This is a genomic window from Pseudovibrio sp. Ad26 (assembly GCF_001623285.1).
GTDB lineage: Bacteria > Pseudomonadota > Alphaproteobacteria > Rhizobiales > Stappiaceae > Pseudovibrio > Pseudovibrio ascidiaceicola.
This window is the reverse complement of the sequence record NZ_LMCE01000015.1, coordinates 176,475-200,361: the sequence shown is the minus strand read 5'-3', so window position 1 is coordinate 200,361 and position 23,887 is coordinate 176,475. Positions and strand designations below refer to the sequence as shown.

Sequence of the window (23,887 nt, the reverse complement as noted above, 5' to 3'; positions counted from 1 at the left end):
CTCACTGCCTACACAACCAATAAACCGTAGGTGTCTGAAAGAGGCCTGCGGTTTATCCCATTTTTATTGAAGCTCTTGCCAATGCAGGTTCGGAATAGCGTTTCCAGAAACTGTATTGCGTCAGGAACAAGCCAACGCGATAAATAAAGTCCGCGAAGATTACACCTGCCAGTCCGTAACTCATTGAGACGCCGAATACATAGGCCAGCGGTAAGAATATAAGCCATTGCGTGATTGCTGAGACTGTCCAGGCTCGCTCGAACAGTTGGGCACCTTGCAGAACATAATTCATCACTGCTCCCGCAATGTTGATTGGCAAGATTAAGCAGGAGAGAGTGAACACCATAATGAGTTGCGGTTCATCCAATGCTTCTCCCAGCAAAAGGATCAGGACATCCTCAGAGAGCACCATGACGAGCAGAGCGTAGATCACAATGGGATATGCAGCACCTGAGATCATCTTCAGGCCAACCTGTTGGGCTCCCGACAGGTCTTTTGCCCCAACTGCCTGACCTACCTGACTGATCGCGACGCTTCCCAAAGCATTTGCCACATAAATCGGGATGAGTGTTGCCTGAGTGATAACCTGATAGACGGCCAAAGCTAAAACACTGAGATGCCCGACAATCCAGTAGCTTGAAAAGATCCCAAGAGCGTAGATTGTGCTTTGAGAGGCTGACAGGATTGCCTTCCTCAAAATCTCGATGATCAAAGGCACAGACAAGACTCCAAGCCTCAGTTTTTGCTGCGAGATCGCTTGTAGGGCTGCGGACACATAGAATATGGCTGCGAGCGCAAATGCGATGAAGGTACCGAACCCAACTCCTGAAATTCCCAGTTTAGGAGCTCCAGCCCAACCGAATGCCAGCATGACAGTTGCAACGGCATTCACGATCTGCGTTCCAATGCCGATGTAGGAGACGGTCCACGCCTTGCCGACAGCAATAAGCAAGCCGCGGGAGGCTCCGCACATATAATAAAACGGCGTCGCATAGAGGAGGAATTCCAGGTATCGCCTTGAGGCTTCTCTGACTTTAGCGTCCGGATTCATGAAACTGAGTATGTCTTCGAGAAAATAGATTGAAGCTGCTGTTAACAAGAGGCCAAAGCTTACGCCCAAGATCAGGCAGACCACAAATGCGTCCAGCACTTCGTTGTTTTCTCGACTGGTCAGAAACCCAGCAGTGAAGGATTGGATTGCGATGGAAAAGCCGTTGGAGAATGAAAACAGGACATAAAACATCATGCCGCAAATGCCGACTGCGGCAACAGCGGGTGCACCGAAATAGCTGGAGACGTAAGTGTCTGTCCAGTTGGTGAACAAGGCAGCGCTGCCGGTGAGGAAGAGCGGTAATGCCCGCAAATACATATGCTTAAACGAAATCATCGAAGTATGGATTACCGGAAAAAAGGTAGGAACTTAACTTAGCCAGCATACACCGTTCCCATGAGAGCGATAGATGAAAATAAGTAATTCAACCTATGTTTTATCTTATGCTTCTGGCTGATCTGTCTTTTCTTCATTTTCTGAAAGTAACTGTTTCGATCAGCACAGTAGCTCCTTTGTAGAAGTGCCAATCTCAACTGCATCGAGATCTTCATTCCAAGATCTCTTCCACTCATGGTGAGGAGTATGCCATGGCTGAGACAACTGCATTTGATGAGTTGGTTCGGGCGTTTTCGTCCAGTTTTGATCTGGACCTGCCGGAACCGTGTAATGGTGCCTACTTTTTCTGCGTTGATGAACGCAGTCATCTGATTTTGTGCCAGCATCATGAGGATTTTATCATGATGGCACTGACGAGTGGTCTGCGTAAAGTTGACCTTTCTGCTGATCAAGCCCTCATGCTTTTAAAAAGCAACGGCAACGCATTCACTCAACCACATATCATCGCGTCGATTACTGGGCAGCGCGTATCTCACTGGACCGAGGTTTCTTCGGGCGGTGGTGCTGAGCTTATGCGCAAGGCGTTTGATCTGCTGCTTGATGCAAACGCACGACTGGAGCGCGCGCAGCCTTCTGCTGAAGAGAGCGCAGACGATGTAATCCATGTGCCGTTGCCCAAGTACGGCTCAGACATGGTGATCATTGGTTCCTGATCACTCTGACGAATCAATGGAATTTACTGTTTTCACGTTGGTGTTCCGGCACTCCTGAACAATGGAGGCCAACACCGGGAATTTATGAGGTGTCCCATGGGTCGTTCTCCAATTCATTCAAAAATTTCGCAGCCTCAGGTCAATCCAGACCAACAAGGGGCCACACCAAAAAAAACAACCAGTTCCCATAAAGGACATAAGCTGGGCCATACCGAGCCAAAGAATGTGCATCGCTTGCTGGACCAGCTGGATGAGCTGAACGGAAAGTCTACACAGCACAGCCGCCCAGCAAAAGCCGGGGCGAAGGCCCCCCAACTGCGCTCACTCGCTTACCACAAGCATCATAAACCGGAGGGCGAACCTTCTAACCCAACGGATGGCATGTCACGCGCTGTGAAAAAGCTTCGCTATGAGGGCTACCGGTTGCCTTCAGAAAAGTTGATGGGGCATGGCGCGAGCAATACCGCGGCATCCTCGCAGCAAAGTACAAAGACGGTTCCAACTAAAGCAGTGTCTCCGCTCGCTGCGCATGCGAACACACTTGATCATTTGGGCTCAGATCCTGATCTGAGCGACTACGTTATTGTTGACACTCCCAAGCCTGCGGGAAGCCAGACGGCTGTTGTCAACGGCACGTCACAAGCTGTTGGACACCCTAAGTTGGAGACTGTTGAGCAACCATCTGCACCTCAACCGCGCAGCGAACCATTGGAGTTAAAACCACATCCAGCAATGCTGGCTATGCATGAGTTGGATTTGGCGGTGAGCCCGGAGCTTGAGCAGCAATTCCAAGCGTATCAGGAGAAGAAAACAGCCTTTATCAATGACCCGACGGGCACCGCGCATGAAGGGCCGGAGGCAGCAAAAAAGCAACGACTGATCACAGGTCTGTTGGGTATGGCTCAAGACAAGGCTGACACATATCTGCGTATGCAGTTCAGAACCGGGCTGGACAATGATGCACGTGCGTTGGCTAAACAAGTCTTTGAAGATACCGCTCATGATCCTCGCTTCCTTGCCTTCCTGAAGGTCGCGGCACTGGCAGCACCAGAGGATTTATCCAGTAATCACAAAGAGCTGCTGGTGTTCCTGAGCCAGAACTTGAAGGCCCTGAACAAAGAAGTTGTTGGTGATGTCAACACGCTCTTGCGCCAGAATGCTTTTAGCAAGGGTTTGAGTGAAGCAGTCGATACTGCCAGAGCAAATGCTGTGACCGAACAGGATGTGCGTTATCTGAATGATATCGAGAAAGATGTTGTTGCTTATCGAATAGCAACTTCCAAGCAATTGGGCGAAGCGCTGAATGCCAGCAATGACTTGCTGGCTGCCATGAGCTTTGGAGATGCGATCCTTTCCAGCACAGAGAGCCTCTCTCATGAGAATGGCCGGGCGCAGTACGCGTTGGCCAGCCTGCGTGAGGTGGCATCGCAGTTGACTGAGCAGCATCTGGCGGACCATCACAGCGCCAAGAAGACTGAGGCATGGATCGCTAAGCAGCCGTGGGCGGCGCTGATCTCCGTTTCCATTCAGAAAGATGGCGGATATTACGACATCAACACGGAGCTGCGTCACGACCCTGCTCCGAGAACAGTAGGCAACAGTACATTCTTCGACAACAGTGATGCGGTTCCGCAGCAGGGACTGACGAAGAGTGAGTTGCGCGATAAACCTCAACTCGTTCTGAATGGTCTGCGCTCCAAGGAGATGATGGAGGCCCTGAAACTGGTGCCGACTGGAGAGGATGGCGTCGATGAACTGCCGATTGTTGAAAAGCCAAGTGATCTGGCGATGGCTTGGGGCAGTACGCTCGTAGCGGCTAAGCAACGGGGCGATAACATTTCAAAGATGTTACCCGACTACTTCATCCTGAAGCAGGTGCGCTATCACAAGATTGAAGGCTTCCTGATTGAGAACGATATGCTTGAGCCAGCCTGGGTGGTTCAATACAAGCCGACCTCTCATACCATGTCAGAGATAGGCAAGATGAGGGCGCTGCCGCAAGCTGCTGCCAAAAACCTGGCATCCCTGACTGTTAATCTGAATGAATTGAAAGACAGTCAAACCAAGCAATCCGGCGAGCTTTCCTCTATAAGAGAGCGTCTAGACACCTTCTTGAGCACAAAAGGTAATGGCCTGCTGTTGAGTTTTGGCAAGGCCCATTTTGCGCTGGATAAGCTGATGGAGCATGTTCGCGATGACGTTCATGCGCGGATTGAAAAATCAGGTGGGAGCCTGAAGAAGATCCAGAAATGGATTTCAAAGCAACCTTGGGTCGCTTTGTTTGATGTTTCCATCACGCGTCCTGAAGGAGGCAAGAAGAGTGAGTATCTGATTTCTGTTAAGCAGAAGACGGCTCCAGAACCTGCCAAACCAGAATACACAACAGTCACGGTTGAAGATCCGGAACAGCAGGAAGCTGGGGCAACAGCTCCTCAGGCACATGATGAATTTCCGGGAGTGACAGGCACCTTGCGGGCGTTGTTAGAGCCAGAAATGCGAGCTCAACTCCTCCTGAAACCAACCGGTGAAGCCAGCTTGGGTGCGGAGGTTGTTGAAAAGCCAAGTAAGTTGGCACGGGAATGGGGTGAGCTGCTTGCCAAGGACGCTCAGACTCAAGAGTCCCTGCCAGATTTTCTGGAACTGCGGGAAATTCAGTATCACAGTGAAACCAGAAACGTCTTCAGGAAAGGACATCTGAAAACGTGTTGGGTGCTGGAGTTCAAACCTGAAGCTCTGAATGCTGGTAGGAGCTAAAGCTTGGGGAGTGCAGTTTCCTGACTGCACTCCTTCTCTACTATAGTTAGCGCTTGTAGATGATTGGGAACCAATCTTCTCGCAGGATTTGCCCAGGCTTCATGTCATGACCGGGGAATGGCGGAGATGTGCGGCCCGGCCGTTCAATATAGCGGGCATCGTCGCCTAGTAGACGCAGGGAGAATGCGCGGCGGCGCTGTTCTGTCGTGTTACCGCGTGCGCCGTGCAGCGTGTAATAGTTGAACGCGACCGCATCACCCGGTTCCATCTCCCATTCGCGGATCGGCATTCCTTCTGCATCCGGGTCCGGGATTGGTATGTACTCATCGCTATCGCCATAGAAGTTCTGCTCAGATAGCCAGCGGATTGGAAGAACTGGCTTTTCCCAAAGATGCGAGCCTGCAACACTGCGCAGGGTGGCGCCTGTTACGGCGTCCATTGGCGACCAGAAGCTGACGGTCTGCTGTCCCTCGACGAAATAGTATGGTCCATCTTGGTGCCATGGCGTGGCTTTGGACGTGCCCGGTTCTTTGACGAGTACGTGGTCGTGGAACATCTGAACGGTTTGAGATTGCATCAGGTCCGCTGCAGCTTCAGCTGCGGGGGAGTTGTTCACCACCTTGACAAATTCTGGAATGCGCTGCCAGTTGCAGTAGTCATCAAAGAAGCGACCGCCCTCACCTTCCTTCAGGTTTTCTGCCGCATATTCTCCCGGCTCTGCCATGTTCCGCTCAATACCGGCCCTGATTAGATCTACATGATCTTTAAAGAGGCCTTTGATCAGTACGACACCTTCGCGCTGATAAGTATCGATATGGTCCTGAGTGATAAGTGAAGATGGCATTGTCCCGTCCAGTCTGTTAGCGAAGCTGACAGTCTGGACGAAGAGTCACGTTGGATAAATACAACTTATGCTAGGCGATCTGGAGATTTTCTCAGGCAACCGTTGCGAAGGGCTGACCAACCTTTACCAGCGTTTCCTTGCCTGCCGCGCTGTTGGCGACCAGATCCTCGCTGAAGTTCACGGCACCCGGCACAAACACCACAACAACCGTTGACCCGCCAAACTTGAAGTAGCCTTTTTCGTCCATCTTTGCGACGTGGCCGGAAGTCTTTGTGTTTACGATGCTGCCTACGCCGAACGCTCCAACTTCCACATAGCACATGGTGCCTGCATTTTCGGTTTTTAGCAGTGTGTAGCTGCGCTTGTTTTCGCCGAACACATCTGGACCAGCACCCAGAGCAATCGGGTTTACAGAGTGGTAGGCACCCTGAAAGTCCTTCGCATCTATGATTTGACCTGCACAAGGGAAGTGATAGCGGTGGTAATCTGCCGGACACAAACGCACGATTGCCAGTGACCCGCCGATATAACGATCAGCGATATCTGGCAACATTTTGCGAATGGAGAATGGATGGCCCTTGACCGGAGTAAAGGTATCCTCATCCAACTTGGGGAAGACCAATACGCGACCATCAGCTGGGCTGACGATGGTGTTTGCGCCAGTGTCAAACGGGCGAGTTCCCTCTTTCAGATGGCGGATGAAGAACTCATTGAAAGAAGCGAAACTCTCCTGTGGGTCTGCGAACTCAGCGGTGTCGATGTTCAGCTCATCAATGGCACTTTGAATTTTGCCTTTAGAAAGCGGGCTGTCATAGTACCAGCCCATGGCCTTGCTCAATGCGGCGGAGCGGAACAGCAGCTTCTCAATCACGCTTGAACTGGAATCCTGATAGGCCCAACGGATCCACTTCTCCCCCAGAACCGTTTCTTCAAACTCTCGGCCGGTTTCACGGTCAATAACGATAATGGGTTGTTTCTCAGACATGTGGCAGCCCTGCTTGCAAATTACGAGGCTTTACTAGGTGAGATACTCGGTGAAGGCAAGTAACTCTCCCATTTATTTCAAAAACTGTAATCCCGCACAATTCTATCTTCACCAGATCACTCAAATCTCTCAGGATGCTCCCGAATATGCGTCAAATCAGGAAGCAACAGCGACTAAGTTAGAGCCAGCAAAATCATCTCGTTGCGGAGTTTCCTATGCCAGACAACAAACTCTCACCAGAACAACACCAGTGGGCTCAAAAGGTCTTCAGGCATTTGCAATGGAAGTTCCCCTTGGTGGAAGGTGATCCCACTGAGGAAGATGAGTTTGAGGATGTCCCGCTCGACGATGTTTCCCTTGATGCAACAACTGAAAGCAACGAGGACGTCACTCCGCAGATTGAAGCGGAACCAGATGATGAACTGACAGCTCGCAAAAAAGCTCATGATGCGGAGCTCGGCACTCTCTACAAGCGCATGAGAAATATTGCCAAGTCCATCAGGGTTGCCGGAAAACGGAAACCTGTTTTCACCGAAGAGGATGAGAGTCAGGATCTCTTTGAAGCAGCTAAGGAGCTGGGAGAAGAGCAGGTTGAGCGGGCTCAAAATTTGGTTAGAAAAGAAGATGAGAATGGTTTCACGGATCTTGGTGGGATCAAAGCTCATGTAGACAAAGCAGACCAATACCTGAAAACAATGCAAGCTGCTTATCAAAAAGGGCGCGGCAATGCGGTTGAGGAGCTGGTCGAACTTAAGAAAACCGCCGCATTACAACAAAAACGCGTTGATGATGTCTACAAAGAACGTGAACCAATCTTGCTCTGGAATGTGGATTTGTCTGCGGTCGACAAGGCTTACGACGCTGCGCAAGACAACTTCACGGAGATGAACCGAGCAATCTCTGGTTATGTGGTTTCAGAGGTCGACAGAACTCTATTGGTCGCAAAAGAGAGATATGCGGTTCTCAGGGAGGCAGTGGACAGCGCTAAGCGTTATGCGGATGCAGCTGGCACAACACTCTTACTCAAGGTGTCGATCGCTCAGCGAGAAATTCAGGATCTGGCTGGTCAGCGCGAGACATTAGATAACACCCCAGACCAGCAAAGTGCTCTCGATAAAGCCTGTGGCGAAGCAGCTGATGCGGCAAAGAAAGCAAATGACGCTGTCCTTAGCAATCGCGGTAAGGACTGTGAGAAGGCATTACAAGAAACAGAGAAGCTCATCGCGCAAGCACAGCAGGTGCTGTTGCAGGCGGTTGTTGGAACTTCTGAGATTGAGATCTCGCCACCAGAAGGTTTTGATGAGGAGGAGATCAAACGGCTTACCGGTGATGTCACAGCTCTCGAAAGTTCTGTTGAGAGGCTTAATGATCAACGGGATCTCGTGAAGAACCACGGTGTCAACTTTCCCTCTTTTGAAGCGGCATACCAATCAGCTCGTACAGACATTTTGAGTGCACAGACAGCCCTGCTGGCCAAAAATGCGTATAGCGCCCAAGAAAGCATCAGGGACATTCGCGATAGTGCAGCGGACATGCAGGACTACATAACTGAAGCGGAAGCAATGCTTCAGATTCAGGCGGAGCAGATTGCAGATCTTCGCCGCACACTTGAACCGCTTGCAGACACGCGCAAAGACTTTGAGAGATATGCGCAAGCGGACGAGAAGTTTGGCAAAAAGCAATTGACTCGGTTTGATGCTCTTTGCGGTGAGGTGAGTGCACTCATTGAATATGCAGAGGCATGCAGGGCAGGCCAGCGGGTTGAAGAAGCTGATCAGGCGATTGGAAACTCGCGCAACGGTTTGAAAAAACTGGAGAAAGAAACTCGTAGCCTGCAATGGATGCCAAAGGTCAACACTGCTGTGACGGAAGCTGAAGCACGGGAGATGCTGCAAAAGGCGATTGCACGCATCACTGTGGAACTTGAAGATTACGACAGCATGCGCAGTGTCTTCAAAGACAATGAAGAGCGACTGATCTACGCCAACTTACATGACAAGGCTGCGGATTTTGCAGAGCAAGCCTCCATTTTGCTTGAGCGGAAGAGGTTCCAAGCTTCAGAGGATGCTCTCGATAATGCCCGGATCACGCTCGATTCGATGGAGATCGCCTACGAGCGCGGTGCAGATACTGCCGCAAAAGTTGAGGGTTATCTTGCAGATGCCGAAGCTGCGAAAGACCGGATCAACGCTGTTTATGAGCAAGGGATTGCTCTGCAAGACCCTGACCATAAAAACGACTTCCTGAGCTACAACAGTATTGCAACGGATTTCGCCTTCCAGGTGGAAGGGTTGATTGCAGAAGGTAAAGTGAGGGATGCACGGGCTATTTTGAGCAATCTCAAGGTCGCTCTGGCAAATCTAGAACGCTGTGTTACGCAGAAGCCGCCGAAGAAAAAGAAAAGAAAAGCTGAACCCGCGCCGAGCCCAACACAGCAACAAGCAACAGATGAAGAACCTGTTGATCCACGTAGTGCTGAGCAGGCTGAACTGGCGCAGCAGTTATATCAGGTCCGCGCAGCTATCAATACGATCTTCAGTCAGGCACGGCCGCTTTGTGTTGATGAGTACGTGGCTGATCTGGAGGCAGCCTACGCTGGCGCGATGCAACATCATGAAGAAGGTAGCACAGCGCTTGCCGGAGATGACTTGGAAAGCGCGCGTGCATCTCTTTCTACGGCAAAACAAGATCTGGTCATCCTGCAGAAGATACAGGACAACAGCCGCCAAATCCTGAGTTCATTGTTGAATGGTTTGTCTGAAGGCGCGGCGTACTACGAGAACATTATTGCCGGGACTCATCAAAAACGCGCTGAGTTTGATGCCTGGGACATCGACCTGACTTCATTTGATGCCTCTTACAAAACAGCGCAGGAAACGCTGAGCAATCTCCGCAAGGCGATCAAAGATCAACTCGCCGGCTTTGCCAAAACTATGATGGACAAAATTGAGGATGACCGGAGAGCTTTTGAGGAAGCCTATGATACCCTTTGCGACACGAGGGATAACCTCCGTTCAGACCTAATCATAGACGTTTCTGACAGGCAGTCGAAGCTTTCGCGACTATTTGCTGCGCAGGATCGCTTTGATGGGAATGAGGCTCTTCTTGAGCGTTATGCAAAGTTTCATGCGATGGCATTGGTTTGCACCCAGATCATGCTGGATCATCTGAAAGTAGATGAAGGGAAGGAAGCGCAGAAGCAGTTCACCCAGTTTGACGAATGCGTGGCGGTCCTTGAAGAGATGTTACAGGCCGCAACACTGCCAGTTACAGAAGAAGAAAGTGAAGCGCAGAACCTCGATCAAGATGAAGCCGTTGCGATTGGCATTGAGCAGATACAGCGTGAACTCAAATCTTACGGTAAGCGCAAGGATATCTTCAAAAATGCTGAGGAACTCTCCAATTTTGAGAGCATGTTTAAGACTGCAGAAGCTTACCTCAAACAAGCCGAAACCCAACTTGGTTCAAACGCTGCTCAAGATGCACTGGAGAATGCCGAGATTACGATGGACAGTGTACGCATCGCTTTTGAACGTGGGCAGCGCACCGCCGCTAAGATTGACGGGTATCAGATCAAAGTTGAGGAGCTGGTTGAGATAATCAACAAACTCCACGGTCAACGCAACGCCATTCAGAATGATGACGATCTGGCCATATTCTTGGACAACAACGAAACAGCCAGCGAAGGGGCCTACAAGATTGAGAGCTTCCTGAGCAAAGGCAAGGTTATGGAAGCAGAGGTGCAGTTTGGCTTCCTCAACAGCCTCATCGCCAACATGGAACGGATGTTGAAACAACACACCACCAAAAAACGCAAAGGCATTTTCAAACGGCGAGGTGCAATGCGTCAAGGCAAGAAAAAGTAGGCTTTTGGAGTGCATTTTTGCCGATGCTTCAGCGCTTGTTGCAAGCGATGTTTGAATACGTTTGGCAATGTTTCTCTGCAATTCTGCCCCGACATGTTTGCATTTTAATTCGGGATTGGAACGCAGAATGAGACGCTTTTTCACGACAGGTTTGTGCGTGGTTGCCATTGCTGGTCTGGTTGGTTGCCAGACAACAACACCCGGGCAAGGTCGTTTGGGTGGCAAGGCCGTTGACTTTGAGGTGACGGAAAACTTCTTTGGCAGTGGTGGCGCGGCAACGACAGCAACGTTGCCTGATGGAGAAGTGTTCACCGGCAAGCTCGTGACCGCGAAGAGCCAAACCACCAACATCGGAGAAAGTGACTTCGATGACGGGTTTGATGATTTCGACGACTTCGATGATTTTGACGGGTTTGATGACGGGCCGTTCTTCGTCTCAACCTTCTCAACCACATACAGCCCCTATGCCCGGGGCGTGTTGTTTAGTGCGAAGCGGAGCATGCGCTGTGTCGTGACGCTTTCCAATCCATCTGGCGGGTTCTCTGATGGTGGTGTTGGACAGTGTAAACTTTCTGGTGGCGGCAGCTTCCCTGTTGAGTTTTAGAGAGCGAAATTTTTCTCACACTGTGCTTTTTGTGATTGCTGACCAAGTTGCCCCTGACTTACAGCCGGTTCAGGGGCTTTTGGCTGTGGTGACTGCGTTATTTGAACCGATCTCCAAACAGCCGAAACCGACATTTAGCTATTCGGGATTGGTAAATTACAATGAAGACTATTTTCAAGATTGGTGTGTGTGTTGCTGCTGTTGCAGTTTTGGCGGGCTGTCAGTCCACCACGACAGGACAAGGGCGTGTTGTTAGCAAAGACGGCAAGAACTCACAGAGCGTGACATTTCAGGTGACCGAAGAGTTCCTCGATGATGGCGCAGCCTCAGCTGTTGCAACACTTTCCAGCGGTGAGTTTTTCACCGGTAAGCTGGTGACTGAGAAGAAGCAGACCGAGAGCGTTGAAGACGGGTTCTTTTATGACGATGACGACGATGATTTCTTCTCCTCCAGCTCTTCCACCACTTACAATTCAAGAGCCAAAGGCGTGCTGTTCAGCGCTGCTCGCTCCATGCAGTGCCAGATCACTTTGAGCAACCCAAGCTCTGGCTTCTCAGATGGCGGCGTTGGCGAGTGTAAGATTTCTACCGGCGAGACTGTGCCGGTGCAGTTCTAAGCGAACCGCAGATAAAAGCCTGAGAAGCGCATTGCCTCTCAGGCAAGTTCAGCAGAGGGACTACCTCTGCTCGCTCTCTAGAGCATACCCGCGTTCATTTGCATTCACGCCTCATGCTCTAGCTTCTTTATTTTGAGCGTGTTCCGTTTGATTGAACTCAATCAAACGGAACACGCTCTATGCTTGTTAGGGTTTGGTGAGGTCCAGCGCGCAAGGCTCGAGCAATTCCGATATCTTCTCGCTACATCCCTGCACATCTTCTATGTGGCTGCGCACAGTATCAAACAGCGTCAGCAACGCTTCATATTCCTGCGTGTGCTCCATGCGCTCACTCATCACCACACTCATTGAATACACCAGATTTTTGAGGTGGTTGGATGAAAGGTTGAGCTGGTCCACTTCATTGCGAAGGGACATATGGGCACTTTTCTCATCTTCAGTTTTGGTCATCATTAAGCCTTCTCTGTTGGCTTGTTGAACAAACCACTCGACAGAAAGCTTTCGACAACCCACTGGCGAGCGGGAGGTTCGAAACCTGACAGAGACAGGCGGGTTTATTCCCCCGCGAAGGGTATTGTATTCACCGCCCTCCCGCCCATAAGCGAGAGTTTGCGTTTGAAGACCTAACTCCAGACACAAAAAGACCGCCAATAAACGGCAGCGGTGACCGCTCTGTGAGAGGTTTCGACGCCTCAACTTTAGGATGCGTTGTCTTGCTGCGAGTGTCAATGAGGGAAGTGGGGTTACCCCATGAAGGGGTGGTGTTGGGGCGTGCTAGAGAGTTTGTGACCTTTCCGGCAAAAGGCGCTTCAACACGTCTACTTGCTGCGTTTGGATTCATCGCTCTTCACAGGAGTCGGCGCAGTAAAGTCGAATGGTTTTGCCTTCTCATCCACCAAAGAGAAACCGAGAATTCTGCGCCGACTGCTGACGCGCTGTCCCTTATCTGTGGTCGTGCCTTCGGAGAAAGAAACCACCAACATCGGCTCAAGCAAGGCGCTGCGTTTACCATCAGGCATGGCGTACATCACCCGGCTCCAGGCCACTTGCGGCGATACGTTGGCGCTAAGCGTCCGGTAGAACCGCACCGTAAGACGGTTAGGATCGATTTCAACCGGCAGACGCTTGCCATCTTCCTCTGGCTCAGCCTTCTCATCAGTGAACTTGACCAGAGGTGTCACACCGCCAAACCGCATCGACCCAATTTGGCCATTGGCCATAACACCCACCCGCACCCCGGCATTGGCCAGTTCGACACCTTCGATCCGTGGTCGGTAAGTAACGCGGTACTCCAGGATCTGACTGCGACCTGGCTGCGCCTTCCGCGAGCCACTACCAACGCGGCGATAACCAATCTGAATGGCCGCATTGCTATAGAGGCGCCGGTCCAGGATCGCCTGCTCAGATAACGCCTCGATCACCTTGTTGGCTCGGGCAACCGCTTCATCCACGCTGATCCGTCCAAGTGGTTCACGGATCACGTCAATCTCTTCGTTAATCAGCCGAATTTCGTCAAAATTTGCATCATACCGGGCCAGGATCTGAGGAGCTGCGGACACACGCGCCCACGTGCCTGCCTCATCTCCGTAAAACGCCTCCTTCAACGCGACATCCATCTTTTCAGAACGATCCCCGTCAAGCATGAGGGTTATCGCAGCTTCGGCGGCATCAATCACCTGTTGTGCGTCACGATCATTACGCCAGGTCATCCGGATCACCGGAAGTTCCAGTCCTTCCTCAAATGCCGGAGCCTTGTATTGTGCGTTCCGTTCCAGAAGCAGCGGCGCTGTATTCCTGTTATCAGCGCGTTGCTGTTCTTGCTGGGCAGTCGCCGTTAAAGTCAGAGCAGCCAAGGCGGCAACGGATAAAAAAACACTTCTCGTCAACATCTCAAATACTCCTCTCAGCAACCACTTTGGCCATTGTCAAACATCAGGTAGCAAAAGTGGGTATCCGGGCTTGGGGCCTGATTAAGAAGTGTCTGATCGCGCAACTTCGCAGTATCCTGCACCCAGTCGCAGTGGTTCGGTGACAAACCAAAAGTGAGAGCGATTGGGGAGTTATCACCGGTAAACCAGCCTGGTCGATCTTCCATCTCTTCAATCCAGGCGCGTTCGTTCCTCAGATCATCCGTTTCCCGAAAGAAATTTCGCGGCTGGTTGTCTTTGACCGATGGCGAGTTGTGATAGCCAAAGGTCTGCCGGATCGCCTGGTCGAAATGGCTCGACAGGCTGTCGAGGTTGACCGTGCAACTTGTAACCCACATCGCATAAACGGCCTCATCACCGCCTTGAGTGCCAAGCCGTGTAGAGCTAGGAAAACTAACCGAGCAAATACCGTTACGCTGGTATCCGAACTGAATAAGAGCTCGCCAACCGTGCCCGGCATAGACTGACAAAGTGCGAGAATCCCCGGCAACATGGTCGATCCCACCCAAATTCTGCTCAATGAAATCCTCAGGCCATGCATTTGCATTGGACCAGCGGGTACCTGTCCAACCCCGATTGTTAAGCTCGCTGCGCAGGCTTGATGTAACATCGTTCAAGTCTGAATTTTGACAGCCATTGCCAGTGAAATCGGTAGACTCGTCAATCCAATAGTTGGCACCGTCCGCATTCGCCTGGGTGGTAATCAGACAAGCCAGCATGGCACTAACCGCAATTTTAAAGAATGAATACGAATAGAAGAAGGGTACTTTCATCGGGGAATTCCCCTTAAAGCTGTAAGAAGATCCAAATTATAAAAACAACGAGACCATCATACGGAATGTGAGCTGCATTCAACATTACCGCAATTCAGGGGTGTAATTGAGACGAGTAAGCAACGATGCAGCCGTATAATTGAGGCGTCAACAGCACAAAGAAACAGGTCTTACAAGGTCTTGCTTAAGCTACTCTGCAAGCTCTCTCAGCGAGATTTCAATATGTCCAACCTGGACACAGAAAACCCAAGTTGCATCCTATTTAAGTGATTGCATTTATTCATGAAAGGCTGTCCGCGTCGCTCACTCCACCTTTTCCGGCATGCCTTTGCCGTCGTCCCACCACAAGAGGTGTTGTAAGCAACACCCTTTCGCCCATAAGCGAGAGTTTTCGTATAGAGAACCAGCTCCAGACGCAAAAAACAACAGATTGCAGTTGCTTCTCGCGATAATCTCTAATGGGCGACCTTATTGAGCAAATCAATGCCATAGGCCTGCTCACCATCGAGGATGGTACCCTCTGAAAGGGATATGCGCAGAACGATGGAGTTGGGATTTTCCTCATCGCCTTCCTGATCAAACCATTTGAAGATATTTTTGAACTTCGCTCTAATTTCTGAGTTCTTTTCAGATTTCACCCAGCCGAGGTTCTCAGCAGTTCCCTGGAAAGAAAAACCTTCCATACCGCAAACAGAAACCTCGTTGTTCTTCTCTATTTGCAATGTTTTATTTTTTCTTGCGTCAGTGGAAACATAAAACACGCCATTTTCGTAGTAGGCGCAAACCATACGGGTTGAAGGGCGTGGTTTACCGGCTTCCTTCTCAGATAAGGATATTGTCGCGAGGGCAATAATCACTTCCTTATCGTTTCCGCAACGCGTTTCAATAAGCTTGATGGTATCTTCGTACTTGCTCATTTTCAAACACCTCCAATTTTGGTGTTTCTTACAGAGGACATAGTTGAGTACTTGTTTCGGCGTTCCGCTGCTCTGTATAAGCTTGCAATCGAGGCTATATGAGGCAGTAAGTGGATACCTTCCCAAGCTACTTTGCTGTTTCGCACTTCTCCGGGCTCTGGTGCCCAAGAAGGTTATGACGCCCTTCTATATAAGGGACAGTCCCATTGAGACCAGATATTCCAAGAGGTAGGAACAGGAGTTCACGCTCATGTCAGGCAATCTGTATGGTCTCTAACCTCCGTACACTTACCTTCGTGATGCATAGAGCTCACAAAAAAGCTTAAGCTCATCTCCCTTAGCATCAAGTCCGAATCATGCTTCTCGCACAGGTTATTAAATCGCTTTTACGCAACCATTCCGCGATTCATTGTCGTGTGATGAAGACGTTTCAAGCAGGGTATTGCGAGGCGCAAGCTATCTGCACTTTCCCACGCTCCTCACCCAACCTTCTCCGGCATGCCTTTGCCGTTGTTCCACCAGCGGTTTGGGTTGGTGCTTGTGGGGTTGTAGGCGGCGCGGCTGGCCCAGTCTTCGCGGAGGAAGATGACGGGTTCTTCGTAGTGGTGGGCGTAGATTATGGCGTCCATGACTTTTTCGAGCACTTTTGGGTCGCGCTCGATGGAGATTTTGAGCTCTACCATGGGGTAGGTCTCTGTCATGCCAGCCTGAAAGCCCTCAATGTGGGTTGTGGTGGTTGAGTTTGGTTCTGGTTGGGACGTTTCCTTGCCAACTGCGGAAATGCTGGCGTTGCGTTGGTAGCGGCCGAAGCTGAGCGGCTGCACCTGCATGACGGCATCCAATATACGGTCCGTGTCCTCTTCCAGCGTCTGAATTTCGATTGTCCAGACGGGCTCGAAACGGCCCGATTTTGCCTTGTATTCTGATAGATCGGACATGGTCCCCTCCCCTTACTCAGTATCCTGCGGGTTGCCGCGAAATGTGCCATAGAGGCCTATGATGCCAACCGTACATATCAGTGCGCCAGCGATGACGTTGAACAGCGTGCCTTCATAAAACGATGTGTAGGCGAAGTAGGCACCGTAGACGCTGATGAAGCAGGTGATGAGCACGTACAGGACTTTGCGGAAATTACGCATGATACGGCCTCGCTAGCTGGCAGGAACTACACCGGAGCCTAGCAGATTCCTTCTGCTTTGCATCCATGTTTGAGCAGCGTTCTGGTGATGAACATGTCGCTTTTATTCAATACGCACCTGCAGCACATTGCTAGGGTCTTCCTCATGAAAACAGGAGGCATTCCATGCATTTAAAATACGTCATTTTGTACGTTGAGAGCCCACGCGACACCATCGACTTTTACTGCAAGGCGTTTGGTCTGGAGCCGGGCCTGATCACCAAGGGCGAGGATTATGGTGAGGTGAAAACCGGTGAGACGACACTGTCGTTCTCCTCCTTCAAACTGATGGAAGACCTTGGCAAAAACCCATCGCAGGCGGATGCGAGCAATCCGTGCTTTGAAATTGCATTCCAAACCGAGGATGTTGCTGATGACCTTGCCAAAGCACTGGCAGCAGGTGCTGAGCTTGTGCAAGAGGTGAAGGAAGAGCCTTGGGGGCAGACGACATCCTACGTGAAGGATAGGAATGGATTTCTGATTGAGATCTGCTCGCTAGTGACGGCTCCGGCATGATGCGGGAGATTAGCCGAACGCGACCGATTGGGCCTGCTGTTTGAAGCCTGTGTTTGCAGAGAACTGCATTGGCGAGGTACCGAACCAGCGCTGGAACTCGCGGGTCATGTGGGCTTGATCAGAGAAGCCGTTGTCCAAGGCAAAGTCGGCCCAGTTCTCCGCAGTCTCAATATGGCGGGCTGCTTTGCGGATGCGGGCGAGCTGTCGCCAATAGACTGGCGAGCGGTTGGTGTGGCGCGCCAAGGTGCGCTGCAAGGTTTTGAGCGTTACCCCCAACGCTCCAGCGGAGGCGGCAATGGGCAGTTGCTCCTCCGCGATACAGCCCAGCGCTTCTGAGACCCTGTTGTTTAAGTTGGTGTGTTCCGCCAGTCGTTCGCAGATGCTGGCTTGATCCCAAGACTTCAAACCATTGAGAGCTGCAAGCAGTGCTGGCTCATTCACCTGTGCCCCCGGTTTGAGGCGGAAGCCGATCATGCGCTTTACGGTGATGCGTTCGGGTTGGTGCGGCTCATCAAACAGCTTCGAGACTTGCCATGACAGGCGCTGGCCCTCCACCTCTGTGACGATCAGATCTCTGCAGCCATCCGGCAGAATTGGTCCGGATGCACCAAGTTGACCCGAATGATGCCAGACTTGCGCGAGGGTTTCCGGCAGAGAGCTGGCAGTTTGATTGTGTTGCAAACCTTCCCTCCTTGTTCTGCCTGCTGGTCCGCTTATGCAATTTGCCATTAGAGCATTGAAGGATCAATCGGAATTGCTCCAATGCTCTTGCTCTTTGGCATAACGCCTATTCAGTGGCGATGAAAACATCCCGCTTCGGAAACTGTCGTACAGCTTTAGACTGCTGATTGAAGTGCGCCGCCAACAGGTAATCCGGATTGCTGGCGAGCCACTCTGACAGGTCTATGGCCTGATACTCACCGGTGTTGAAGGCGATCAGAATGCGGGCCTTTTCCGTGCCGGTGTTTTCAATAGAATGGCCATAGCCTTGCGGGATATAGCCAACATCACCCTTGTTCAGCGTCTCAACGGCATAACGGCCTTTGGCACCGAACATGGTCACACTGATGCTGCCTTCCATCACGTACTGCCACTCATCCGCATTGGGGTGCCAGTGAAGTTCTCTCAGTGCACCTGGATCAAGCTCCAGAACAAGGCCGGTGATGGTGGTCGCGATGGGAAACTCATTCTGACTGACACGCCATATTCGGCCACCTTTACGGGTAACCTTAGGTTCCTGTTTCATCAGGCTGTATTTGTGCGTTTCCGGAGTGGGGTTGAACTCGCCCTGATGCGGAAGTGTTGGCTGCTCCGGCGGGATAACGCCCTTGACAAAGTAGGCTTCCGATTTTGGGAAGTTGTCGAACGCGCTTTCTGGCATGCCAAGGTTTTGGGCGAGTAGCTTCTTTGGTGTGTGGCCGAGCCAATCGGTGATGCTGAATGTGCCAAATTCGGAGAAGTAGCCGTTATCGAAGATCAGGATGAAATGGCAGGGCTCGTCTCCCAAACATTGGATTGAGTGGCCGTGCCCTCTTGGAAAGTACCAGACGTCTCCAGGCTCGAAGTCATTGGTCGCCGACTGGCCATTGGGATTGATAACCGTCGTTCGGCAGTTGCCATCCATGACGAACGTCCATTCTGCTGCGGTTGCGTGCCAGTGCAGCTCTCGGGCGACACCCGGTGCGAGGCGCATGGAGACCCCGGCAATTCCAGTTGAGATGGGAAACTGTTCGACGGTGGCTTCTTTACCAAAGCTGCCGCCATCAACACGCCCAGCAGTTTTCTCCAGCTCGAACTTAAATTTTGGCAGTTCGTTGTTGGCCAAATCCGGTTCAGGAACGTTGTTCCAGAATGGTCCTGATGGGTATTCAGCTGCGGAAGCTTGTGTCGCCACCGCTCCGCCCATACCTGCTGCCACTGCAGCTTTGAAAAAGTCCCGTCTTGATGCGCCAGACATGTTGCCTCCCTACGATCAGGAAATGCAGCGCACACACTTTATCACGGTACTTTTTGGGGGCAATGGTAGGAGTACGTTGTCAGCGCAAAACAGCGGAAATGCTGCGGTTAGCGTTAACCGCTCGTGCTCGGGCAAGCATTATTGATTTTCATTTGAATGCCACACAACTTCAGAGGAAAATAAGTTTGCAAGGACAAAACTGCTGCTGTGCCGGACGTACCTTTTAAAGACGCAGCTGTATCTTACTGCGCGTCACCAACCTTGTTTTTAAAAGCTCATTTGCAAAGATTGGATAGTCCATGTCTGTCGATGTTTCTCAGCAATATAAAACCAGCTCAAACCTCAAAACACGCGCAAATCTGCATCGTCGGTATGCGAACAAGAGTTGGTTTGAGTGGGCTTTCAAGCAAATGGAGCTTCAGGAGAACGACAAGATTGCTGACGTTGGTTGCGGGACCGGGTGGTTCTGGACCGCCAATCAGCATCGGCTGCCCACAGGACTGGAGGTTTCACTCCTTGATCAATCCGCGCAGATGATCGCTGAAGCTGAAGAAGCGTTGGTCAAACTGCCCGCAATCAAACAGGTAACGACTTGTGTTGAGCAAGCTGAAACCATTCCGTTTGAAGATGCCTCCTTTGACGTGGTGATGGCCATGCACATGGTCTACCACCTTTCAGATACAGATAAGGCGATGGATGAAATGCGGCGCATTCTGAAGCCGGGCGGGCGCTTGATCATTACACTCAACAGCCCCACTAACCTTCAGCAGGTTTATGAGTTGAACAGCCGTGTGTTTGATGTTGCTCCGATAGATCCGTCTGTCGTGATAGCTCCACCGAATAAGATTGCAGAGCGTCTTCAACATCGCTTCAACACCCTCTCACTACAAACCTATAAGGATGTGTACGCCATTGACGATGCTGAGACCGTATTCTCAACGCTAACCTCCTACCCTCCGGGCAACGAGGCAACGCCGCAGCTGCAAGAGCAGCTAATGGGTGAGATCACGAGGAAACTTGAGGAGCATAACGGCACCATGCATACACCGCATGAAGTGCTGATGTTTGTTGCAGAGGCCCCGAGAAAGGGGTGATTATCGCTCTTCCTCTTCGGCGAGGTAGCGTTCGAGTTTGGTGTGGTTGGCGACTTTGAGTTCGCGGCCACGTTTTTCGACCAGGCCGTGTTCGATGAGTTGACTGACGGCGCGGCGGTAGACGCGTTCTGAGCAGCCGAAGCGTTCGGCTTCGCGGAAGACGCGCTCGAACTGGATTGGCGGTTTGTTGCCGCGTTCACGGAGGAGCAGGTCTTTCGCAATGTTGTAGGCCAGCGGGTACATGAAGTGCGAGGTGACCCGGTCCATGACACCCTGATAAGTATCCGCCAGACATTGGCTGAGCCAGATGCCCACGTGAGGGTGTTGCACCAACAAGGCTTCCAGCTCTGCAATCGGGATGACGCGCACGCTGACCGGACCATCGCAGCGGATATCAAACTGGATAGGTTTGCCCGTCAGAAACTCTATCTCACCGTAAAGGCGATCTTCGATATTGAACCTGCCATGACTGAAGCGTCGCCCATTGGCTGCGGTATAGCTAACCGTGCAGAAGCCATCCTCTATCCAGTACAGATGTTCAAGGTTTTGGCCTTGCCGGAGCAGGTAATCTCCGGGCTCCATATGGCGTAGAAGAAACGGACCAGTTTTGACCCATTCTAATACTTCCTTATGTCCAATTTCTGCGAGCGATTTAATTGTCATTTTTGCATTATTTAATTCAGAGATACGGACAATTGTCCTGTTTTTGAAACGGAGATATTTCTACCCTTCTCCTTGCAAGCTGCATAGGAGAATCTGATGACACCGCATATCAACGCCCAGACTGGAGACTTTGCTGAAACAGTCCTCATGCCGGGTGATCCGCTTCGCGCAAAGTATATTGCAGAAACCTATCTGGAAAATGTACGCGAAGTAACAAACGTGCGTAATGTGCTTGGTTTTACTGGTGAATACAAGGGTAAGCCAATCTCAGTTATGGCACATGGTATGGGCATGCCATCCATCTCTATCTATGCGCATGAGCTGATCAACTTTTACGGCGTGAAACAAATCATTCGTGTGGGCAGCTGTGGCGGTGTTGATGAAGAGCTGAAGCTTCGTGACCTTATCGTCGCGACAAGCGCCAGCACCAACTCCGCAATGATCCGTGATCGCTTTGCTGGCTATGACTATGCTGCTGCCCCTGATTTTGAATTGCTGAAGGCCTGTTCTGATGCTGCTGGTGGCCTGGGTCTGTCGCCGCGCTTCGGTAACATCCTTTCTGGTGACCTGTTCTACGGTTCCAACCCTGCACTGCTACCAGCAATGCAGAAAATGGGCGTTCTCGCTGTTGAAATGGAAGCTGCTGCATTGTTCGCAATTGCTGCGGAGTTCCGTGTGAAAGCACTGTGCGTGCTGACCGTGTCCGATCACCTGATCACAGCAGAGGAAACCTCCTCTGAAGAACGCCAGACCAGCTTTAACCAGATGATGGAACTGGCTCTGGAAACTGCATATGCAACAACACCAGAAATGGCTGCGGCATAATGAATATGGAACTTGTAGGCTATCTGGCCTCAATTACTGTGATGACTTCCCTCCTGATGGGCAACGTCCTGTGGCTTCGTGTGATCAATATGGTCGGTTGCATCCTGTTCACCATTTATGGTGTCGCAGTTGATGCTTACCCGGTTGTTTTGCTCAACGGCATGTGCGTGTTCATCAACATTTACCACTTGGCAAAACTGAGAAAGCAACAACAACAAGCACTTACGCCAGAAGAAGCGTAAGGCACTCGCCTCCCATCAAGCCAAGGTAATTGTAAACTTGAAAGCCGGAGAGCGTTTCATCGCCTCCGGCTCTTTCATTTCATCCTTCAACAGCCGAAACATTTAAAAGCCTAGAACATACCGTTTTCATGCGAAAAATCTTTCGGAATTTCCTGCACGATGTCCCAGTGTTCTACAATCTTTCCCTCATCATCATGCCGAACAATCTCGATCACTGCATTCCCCCAGTCCGCATACTCTACCAGAGCAAATGTGAGGTCCCCTTCAGACACGGCTTGGTGCACGGTGACATTGCTGAGTTTACCGTCACTGTTCTTGAAGAACCCAAGGATTGGCTCAATCCCATTTGGAACCTGCGGGTTATGCTGAATATACTCTTCACCAAAAAGACTTTTGAGGGTCGCGACATCACCCGCAATGCCTTTAGCAAAGAAATCAGTAGCCATTTCTTTATTCCGAGCAAGGTCTGCCTCGGAAACATCTGCATTCGGGTTCCCTCCGCCATCAATCATCGAATTGCCGTTGGCGGTTTTTGATTTCGGTGTTTCAACCTGGCTCGCATCCCAATGCTCTATGATTTTCCCGTCCTGGACACGAAATAAATCTCCAACAATCATTGTGTGTTCACCAATTGTGACGCGTGACTGCGTCGCAACAAGATTGTCTTGAGCAATAACGCGCACGACTTCTCTCGCAGGGGTAATTTCATTTTCCCGCATCTGCGTGATCGCTTCGCTCAGACCGTCAACACCGTCCTTAACCTCTGGGCTGTGCTGTATGTATTGCGGGTGATAATAGGTCTCAATCAGCTCAGTCTTTTGTGCGTCGAACACTTTTGCCAGAGCATTTAGCACCAGTTCTTTGTTGTTTTTTTCCAACTCACCGGCAAGACCAGCAGAAGACAATAAGATCAAACAGACTGCTGTCAGTTTCGATAGAAATTTCATCGGACGCTCCATATGTAAACGTCGAGATATAGACGGCCTTGTGAGTTCTAGCGATAACACCTATTAGATTCAGGTTATGAAGATTTTCGATCACCTTACATTAGATGGCTCAACCCTCCGGCAGTTGGTGGAGTTGAATGAGACCCGCTCCGTAACCCGCGCTGCTACTCGTCTGGGAATGACGCAATCCTCGCTAAGTTACTCTCTGGAGCGTGCTCGAAAGACTTTGGCTGATCAACTCTATATCCGTGTGGGCAATAGCATTGAGCCAACAGAACGGATGCTTCAGATCTTACCGGTTGCACACCGTATCTTGAGAGATTACGACACTCTCGCCATGCCTGCTTCGTACTTACCGGAGCAAGATGTAGGGACGCTCAAGATCGCAGCGAATGCATTGGAGCGGGATCTTCTGGTCAAGCCGATGTTCAATGAACTTCGGAAACTCGCACCCGGCATGACTCTGGAACTGCGCTCGACCGGGTCTTGGCTGGAAGTTCGCGAAAATCTACGAAACCGAAATGTTGACTTGGCGTTGTTCCCCACTCTTTTGAAAGAGGGTGGAGATATTATTCAACGTAAGTTAGTCGATATGGAAATGGCTGTTTTCTACGACAGCTCTGTGCGTTCTGCGCCTCAAACTTTAACAGAATATTGCGCTGCAAACCATGCGGTGGTTTCTCATGGTGAGATCAGAAGCTCAGGGATTGATCAGCTGTTAGCTGAGCAGGGCCTGAAGAGAAACATCGCGCTACGCGTTTCTGACTTTGATAGTCTGGGTGTTCTTCTGAAAGGTACAGATCTGATTGTCTGTCTTCCCGCAATGCTTCAATCCGGCTCCCTTAGCAGTCTGTCAACTGCGTGCCCCCCTTTGCCTGTGCCGCCAATGTGTCTCGCTCTGTTTGTGCATGAAAGCCAATTATCTAATCCGAGGCTTTCTTTCTGGAGCGACAAGCTGACAAGAGGCGCAAACTTGAAAGCCTAAAGCAGTTCGCATTTGAGTTGAAACACAGGAACTGCTTTAGCCTTTGTTTTTGCGTATCTTTATCCGAAAATCGGTTTCCACTTTTCGGAGATA

At 50.9% G+C, this 23,887-nt stretch carries 23 protein-coding genes; 10 read left to right on the top strand and 13 right to left on the bottom strand.

All coding sequences use genetic code 11. The features are described from left to right. Positions 1 to 52: 52 nt before the first annotated feature. Positions 53 to 1,387, bottom strand: coding sequence for an MATE family efflux transporter (locus PsAD26_RS03790; protein WP_063309315.1), 1,335 nt, complete (start codon positions 1,385 to 1,387; stop codon positions 53 to 55). 251 nt (positions 1,388 to 1,638) lie between these two features. Here PsAD26_RS03790 and PsAD26_RS03785 point away from each other — a divergent pair, with 251 nt between their 5' ends. After that, positions 1,639 to 2,100: a hypothetical protein gene (locus PsAD26_RS03785; protein ID WP_063309314.1), complete on the top strand. Its 462-nt coding sequence runs from the start codon at positions 1,639 to 1,641 to the stop codon at positions 2,098 to 2,100. Between the two features lie 96 nt (positions 2,101 to 2,196). Next, positions 2,197 to 4,854: a hypothetical protein gene (locus PsAD26_RS03780; RefSeq protein ID WP_063309313.1), complete on the top strand. Its 2,658-nt coding sequence runs from the start codon at positions 2,197 to 2,199 to the stop codon at positions 4,852 to 4,854. A 46-nt stretch (positions 4,855 to 4,900) separates the two neighbouring features. Here the strand turns inward: PsAD26_RS03780 and PsAD26_RS03775 are convergent, their stop codons facing one another. Continuing rightward, entirely contained in the window at positions 4,901 to 5,698 is a 798-nt protein-coding gene (locus tag PsAD26_RS03775; RefSeq protein WP_063309312.1) for a phytanoyl-CoA dioxygenase family protein, read from the bottom strand. A gap of 91 nt (positions 5,699 to 5,789) precedes the next feature. Then, positions 5,790 to 6,683, bottom strand: a complete 894-nt coding sequence (gene asd / locus PsAD26_RS03770; protein WP_063309311.1) for an archaetidylserine decarboxylase — start codon at positions 6,681 to 6,683, stop codon at positions 5,790 to 5,792. Positions 6,684 to 6,898: 215 nt separating this feature from the next. Here asd and PsAD26_RS03765 point away from each other — a divergent pair, with 215 nt between their 5' ends. From PsAD26_RS03765 to PsAD26_RS03755, 3 genes are all read left to right on the top strand, one after another. Then, positions 6,899 to 10,549 carry a hypothetical protein gene (locus PsAD26_RS03765; RefSeq protein WP_063309310.1) on the top strand — a complete coding sequence of 1,217 codons (3,651 nt, stop codon included), beginning with the start codon at positions 6,899 to 6,901 and terminating at the stop codon, positions 10,547 to 10,549. Between the two features lie 127 nt (positions 10,550 to 10,676). Beyond that, positions 10,677 to 11,153: a hypothetical protein gene (locus PsAD26_RS03760; RefSeq protein ID WP_063309309.1), complete on the top strand. Its 477-nt coding sequence runs from the start codon at positions 10,677 to 10,679 to the stop codon at positions 11,151 to 11,153. A 161-nt stretch (positions 11,154 to 11,314) separates the two neighbouring features. Continuing rightward, positions 11,315 to 11,770 (top strand): hypothetical protein, encoded by a 456-nt coding sequence (locus tag PsAD26_RS03755; RefSeq protein WP_063294172.1) that lies wholly within the window; start codon positions 11,315 to 11,317, stop codon positions 11,768 to 11,770. 186 nt (positions 11,771 to 11,956) lie between these two features. Here the strand turns inward: PsAD26_RS03755 and PsAD26_RS03750 are convergent, their stop codons facing one another. The 6 genes from PsAD26_RS03750 to PsAD26_RS03725 all read right to left on the bottom strand — a co-directional run bounded on the left by PsAD26_RS03750 (position 11,957) and on the right by PsAD26_RS03725 (position 16,527). Further along, positions 11,957 to 12,223, bottom strand: a complete 267-nt coding sequence (locus PsAD26_RS03750) for a hypothetical protein (RefSeq protein WP_208985488.1) — start codon at positions 12,221 to 12,223, stop codon at positions 11,957 to 11,959. Between the two features lie 365 nt (positions 12,224 to 12,588). Next, on the bottom strand, positions 12,589 to 13,659 hold the full coding sequence (locus tag PsAD26_RS03745) for a hypothetical protein (protein WP_063309308.1): 1,071 nt from the start codon (positions 13,657 to 13,659) through the stop codon (positions 12,589 to 12,591). A gap of 14 nt (positions 13,660 to 13,673) precedes the next feature. Beyond that, positions 13,674 to 14,471 (bottom strand): DUF6345 domain-containing protein, encoded by a 798-nt coding sequence (locus tag PsAD26_RS03740; RefSeq protein WP_063309307.1) that lies wholly within the window; start codon positions 14,469 to 14,471, stop codon positions 13,674 to 13,676. A 455-nt stretch (positions 14,472 to 14,926) separates the two neighbouring features. Further along, entirely contained in the window at positions 14,927 to 15,388 is a 462-nt protein-coding gene (locus PsAD26_RS03735; protein WP_063309306.1) for a pyridoxamine 5'-phosphate oxidase family protein, read from the bottom strand. Between the two features lie 479 nt (positions 15,389 to 15,867). Beyond that, positions 15,868 to 16,326, bottom strand: a complete 459-nt coding sequence (locus PsAD26_RS03730; protein ID WP_063309305.1) for a hypothetical protein — start codon at positions 16,324 to 16,326, stop codon at positions 15,868 to 15,870. Positions 16,327 to 16,338: 12 nt separating this feature from the next. Next, positions 16,339 to 16,527: a hypothetical protein gene (locus PsAD26_RS03725; RefSeq protein WP_063309304.1), complete on the bottom strand. Its 189-nt coding sequence runs from the start codon at positions 16,525 to 16,527 to the stop codon at positions 16,339 to 16,341. Positions 16,528 to 16,691: 164 nt separating this feature from the next. On the opposite strand from PsAD26_RS03725, the gene PsAD26_RS03720 reads away from it, so the two are divergent. Beyond that, entirely contained in the window at positions 16,692 to 17,081 is a 390-nt protein-coding gene (locus tag PsAD26_RS03720; RefSeq protein ID WP_063309303.1) for a VOC family protein, read from the top strand. Between the two features lie 9 nt (positions 17,082 to 17,090). On the opposite strand, the gene PsAD26_RS03715 is transcribed toward PsAD26_RS03720, so the two are convergent. After that, complete coding sequence (locus PsAD26_RS03715) at positions 17,091 to 17,762, bottom strand: helix-turn-helix domain-containing protein (RefSeq protein WP_063309302.1); 672 nt, start codon at positions 17,760 to 17,762, stop codon at positions 17,091 to 17,093. A 106-nt stretch (positions 17,763 to 17,868) separates the two neighbouring features. Then, the gene (locus tag PsAD26_RS03710; RefSeq protein WP_063309301.1) at positions 17,869 to 19,038 is read right to left on the bottom strand and encodes a cupin domain-containing protein; all 1,170 of its coding nucleotides are present in this window, start codon (positions 19,036 to 19,038) and stop codon (positions 17,869 to 17,871) included. A 299-nt stretch (positions 19,039 to 19,337) separates the two neighbouring features. On the opposite strand from PsAD26_RS03710, the gene PsAD26_RS03705 reads away from it, so the two are divergent. Continuing rightward, on the top strand, positions 19,338 to 20,132 hold the full coding sequence (locus PsAD26_RS03705; protein ID WP_063309300.1) for a class I SAM-dependent methyltransferase: 795 nt from the start codon (positions 19,338 to 19,340) through the stop codon (positions 20,130 to 20,132). Here the strand turns inward: PsAD26_RS03705 and PsAD26_RS03700 are convergent, their stop codons facing one another. Continuing rightward, positions 20,133 to 20,795: a Crp/Fnr family transcriptional regulator gene (locus PsAD26_RS03700; RefSeq protein WP_084403561.1), complete on the bottom strand. Its 663-nt coding sequence runs from the start codon at positions 20,793 to 20,795 to the stop codon at positions 20,133 to 20,135. It lies immediately after the preceding gene. A 96-nt stretch (positions 20,796 to 20,891) separates the two neighbouring features. Here PsAD26_RS03700 and deoD point away from each other — a divergent pair, with 96 nt between their 5' ends. After that, positions 20,892 to 21,620 carry a purine-nucleoside phosphorylase gene (gene deoD, locus PsAD26_RS03695; RefSeq protein WP_082826957.1) on the top strand — a complete coding sequence of 243 codons (729 nt, stop codon included), beginning with the start codon at positions 20,892 to 20,894 and terminating at the stop codon, positions 21,618 to 21,620. Beyond that, entirely contained in the window at positions 21,620 to 21,862 is a 243-nt protein-coding gene (locus tag PsAD26_RS03690) for a YgjV family protein (protein WP_063309298.1), read from the top strand. The genes deoD and PsAD26_RS03690 overlap by 1 nt, the downstream gene beginning before the upstream one ends. A gap of 110 nt (positions 21,863 to 21,972) precedes the next feature. On the opposite strand, the gene PsAD26_RS03685 is transcribed toward PsAD26_RS03690, so the two are convergent. Beyond that, the gene (locus PsAD26_RS03685) at positions 21,973 to 22,809 is read right to left on the bottom strand and encodes a nuclear transport factor 2 family protein (RefSeq protein ID WP_161831209.1); all 837 of its coding nucleotides are present in this window, start codon (positions 22,807 to 22,809) and stop codon (positions 21,973 to 21,975) included. Between the two features lie 76 nt (positions 22,810 to 22,885). On the opposite strand from PsAD26_RS03685, the gene PsAD26_RS03680 reads away from it, so the two are divergent. Beyond that, positions 22,886 to 23,794: a LysR family transcriptional regulator gene (locus tag PsAD26_RS03680; RefSeq protein WP_063300097.1), complete on the top strand. Its 909-nt coding sequence runs from the start codon at positions 22,886 to 22,888 to the stop codon at positions 23,792 to 23,794. The last annotated feature ends 93 nt before the right edge of the window (positions 23,795 to 23,887 follow it).

What these genes read in the sequence shown, in the direction of transcription:
- PsAD26_RS03790 (WP_063309315.1), bottom strand. Translation starts at nt 1,387, where the DNA reads ATGATTTCGTTTAAGCATATGTATTTGCGGGCATTACCGCTCTTCCTC.
- PsAD26_RS03785 (WP_063309314.1), top strand. Translation starts at nt 1,639, where the DNA reads ATGGCTGAGACAACTGCATTTGATGAGTTGGTTCGGGCGTTTTCGTCC.
- PsAD26_RS03780 (WP_063309313.1), top strand. Translation starts at nt 2,197, where the DNA reads ATGGGTCGTTCTCCAATTCATTCAAAAATTTCGCAGCCTCAGGTCAAT.
- PsAD26_RS03775 (WP_063309312.1), bottom strand. Translation starts at nt 5,698, where the DNA reads ATGCCATCTTCACTTATCACTCAGGACCATATCGATACTTATCAGCGC.
- asd (WP_063309311.1), bottom strand. Translation starts at nt 6,683, where the DNA reads ATGTCTGAGAAACAACCCATTATCGTTATTGACCGTGAAACCGGCCGA.
- PsAD26_RS03765 (WP_063309310.1), top strand. Translation starts at nt 6,899, where the DNA reads ATGCCAGACAACAAACTCTCACCAGAACAACACCAGTGGGCTCAAAAG.
- PsAD26_RS03760 (WP_063309309.1), top strand. Translation starts at nt 10,677, where the DNA reads ATGAGACGCTTTTTCACGACAGGTTTGTGCGTGGTTGCCATTGCTGGT.
- PsAD26_RS03755 (WP_063294172.1), top strand. Translation starts at nt 11,315, where the DNA reads ATGAAGACTATTTTCAAGATTGGTGTGTGTGTTGCTGCTGTTGCAGTT.
- PsAD26_RS03750 (WP_208985488.1), bottom strand. Translation starts at nt 12,223, where the DNA reads ATGATGACCAAAACTGAAGATGAGAAAAGTGCCCATATGTCCCTTCGC.
- PsAD26_RS03745 (WP_063309308.1), bottom strand. Translation starts at nt 13,659, where the DNA reads ATGTTGACGAGAAGTGTTTTTTTATCCGTTGCCGCCTTGGCTGCTCTG.
- PsAD26_RS03740 (WP_063309307.1), bottom strand. Translation starts at nt 14,471, where the DNA reads ATGAAAGTACCCTTCTTCTATTCGTATTCATTCTTTAAAATTGCGGTT.
- PsAD26_RS03735 (WP_063309306.1), bottom strand. Translation starts at nt 15,388, where the DNA reads ATGAGCAAGTACGAAGATACCATCAAGCTTATTGAAACGCGTTGCGGA.
- PsAD26_RS03730 (WP_063309305.1), bottom strand. Translation starts at nt 16,326, where the DNA reads ATGTCCGATCTATCAGAATACAAGGCAAAATCGGGCCGTTTCGAGCCC.
- PsAD26_RS03725 (WP_063309304.1), bottom strand. Translation starts at nt 16,527, where the DNA reads ATGCGTAATTTCCGCAAAGTCCTGTACGTGCTCATCACCTGCTTCATC.
- PsAD26_RS03720 (WP_063309303.1), top strand. Translation starts at nt 16,692, where the DNA reads ATGCATTTAAAATACGTCATTTTGTACGTTGAGAGCCCACGCGACACC.
- PsAD26_RS03710 (WP_063309301.1), bottom strand. Translation starts at nt 19,038, where the DNA reads ATGTCTGGCGCATCAAGACGGGACTTTTTCAAAGCTGCAGTGGCAGCA.
- PsAD26_RS03705 (WP_063309300.1), top strand. Translation starts at nt 19,338, where the DNA reads ATGTCTGTCGATGTTTCTCAGCAATATAAAACCAGCTCAAACCTCAAA.
- PsAD26_RS03700 (WP_084403561.1), bottom strand. Translation starts at nt 20,795, where the DNA reads ATGACAATTAAATCGCTCGCAGAAATTGGACATAAGGAAGTATTAGAA.
- deoD (WP_082826957.1), top strand. Translation starts at nt 20,892, where the DNA reads ATGACACCGCATATCAACGCCCAGACTGGAGACTTTGCTGAAACAGTC.
- PsAD26_RS03690 (WP_063309298.1), top strand. Translation starts at nt 21,620, where the DNA reads ATGAATATGGAACTTGTAGGCTATCTGGCCTCAATTACTGTGATGACT.
- PsAD26_RS03685 (WP_161831209.1), bottom strand. Translation starts at nt 22,809, where the DNA reads ATGAAATTTCTATCGAAACTGACAGCAGTCTGTTTGATCTTATTGTCT.
- PsAD26_RS03680 (WP_063300097.1), top strand. Translation starts at nt 22,886, where the DNA reads ATGAAGATTTTCGATCACCTTACATTAGATGGCTCAACCCTCCGGCAG.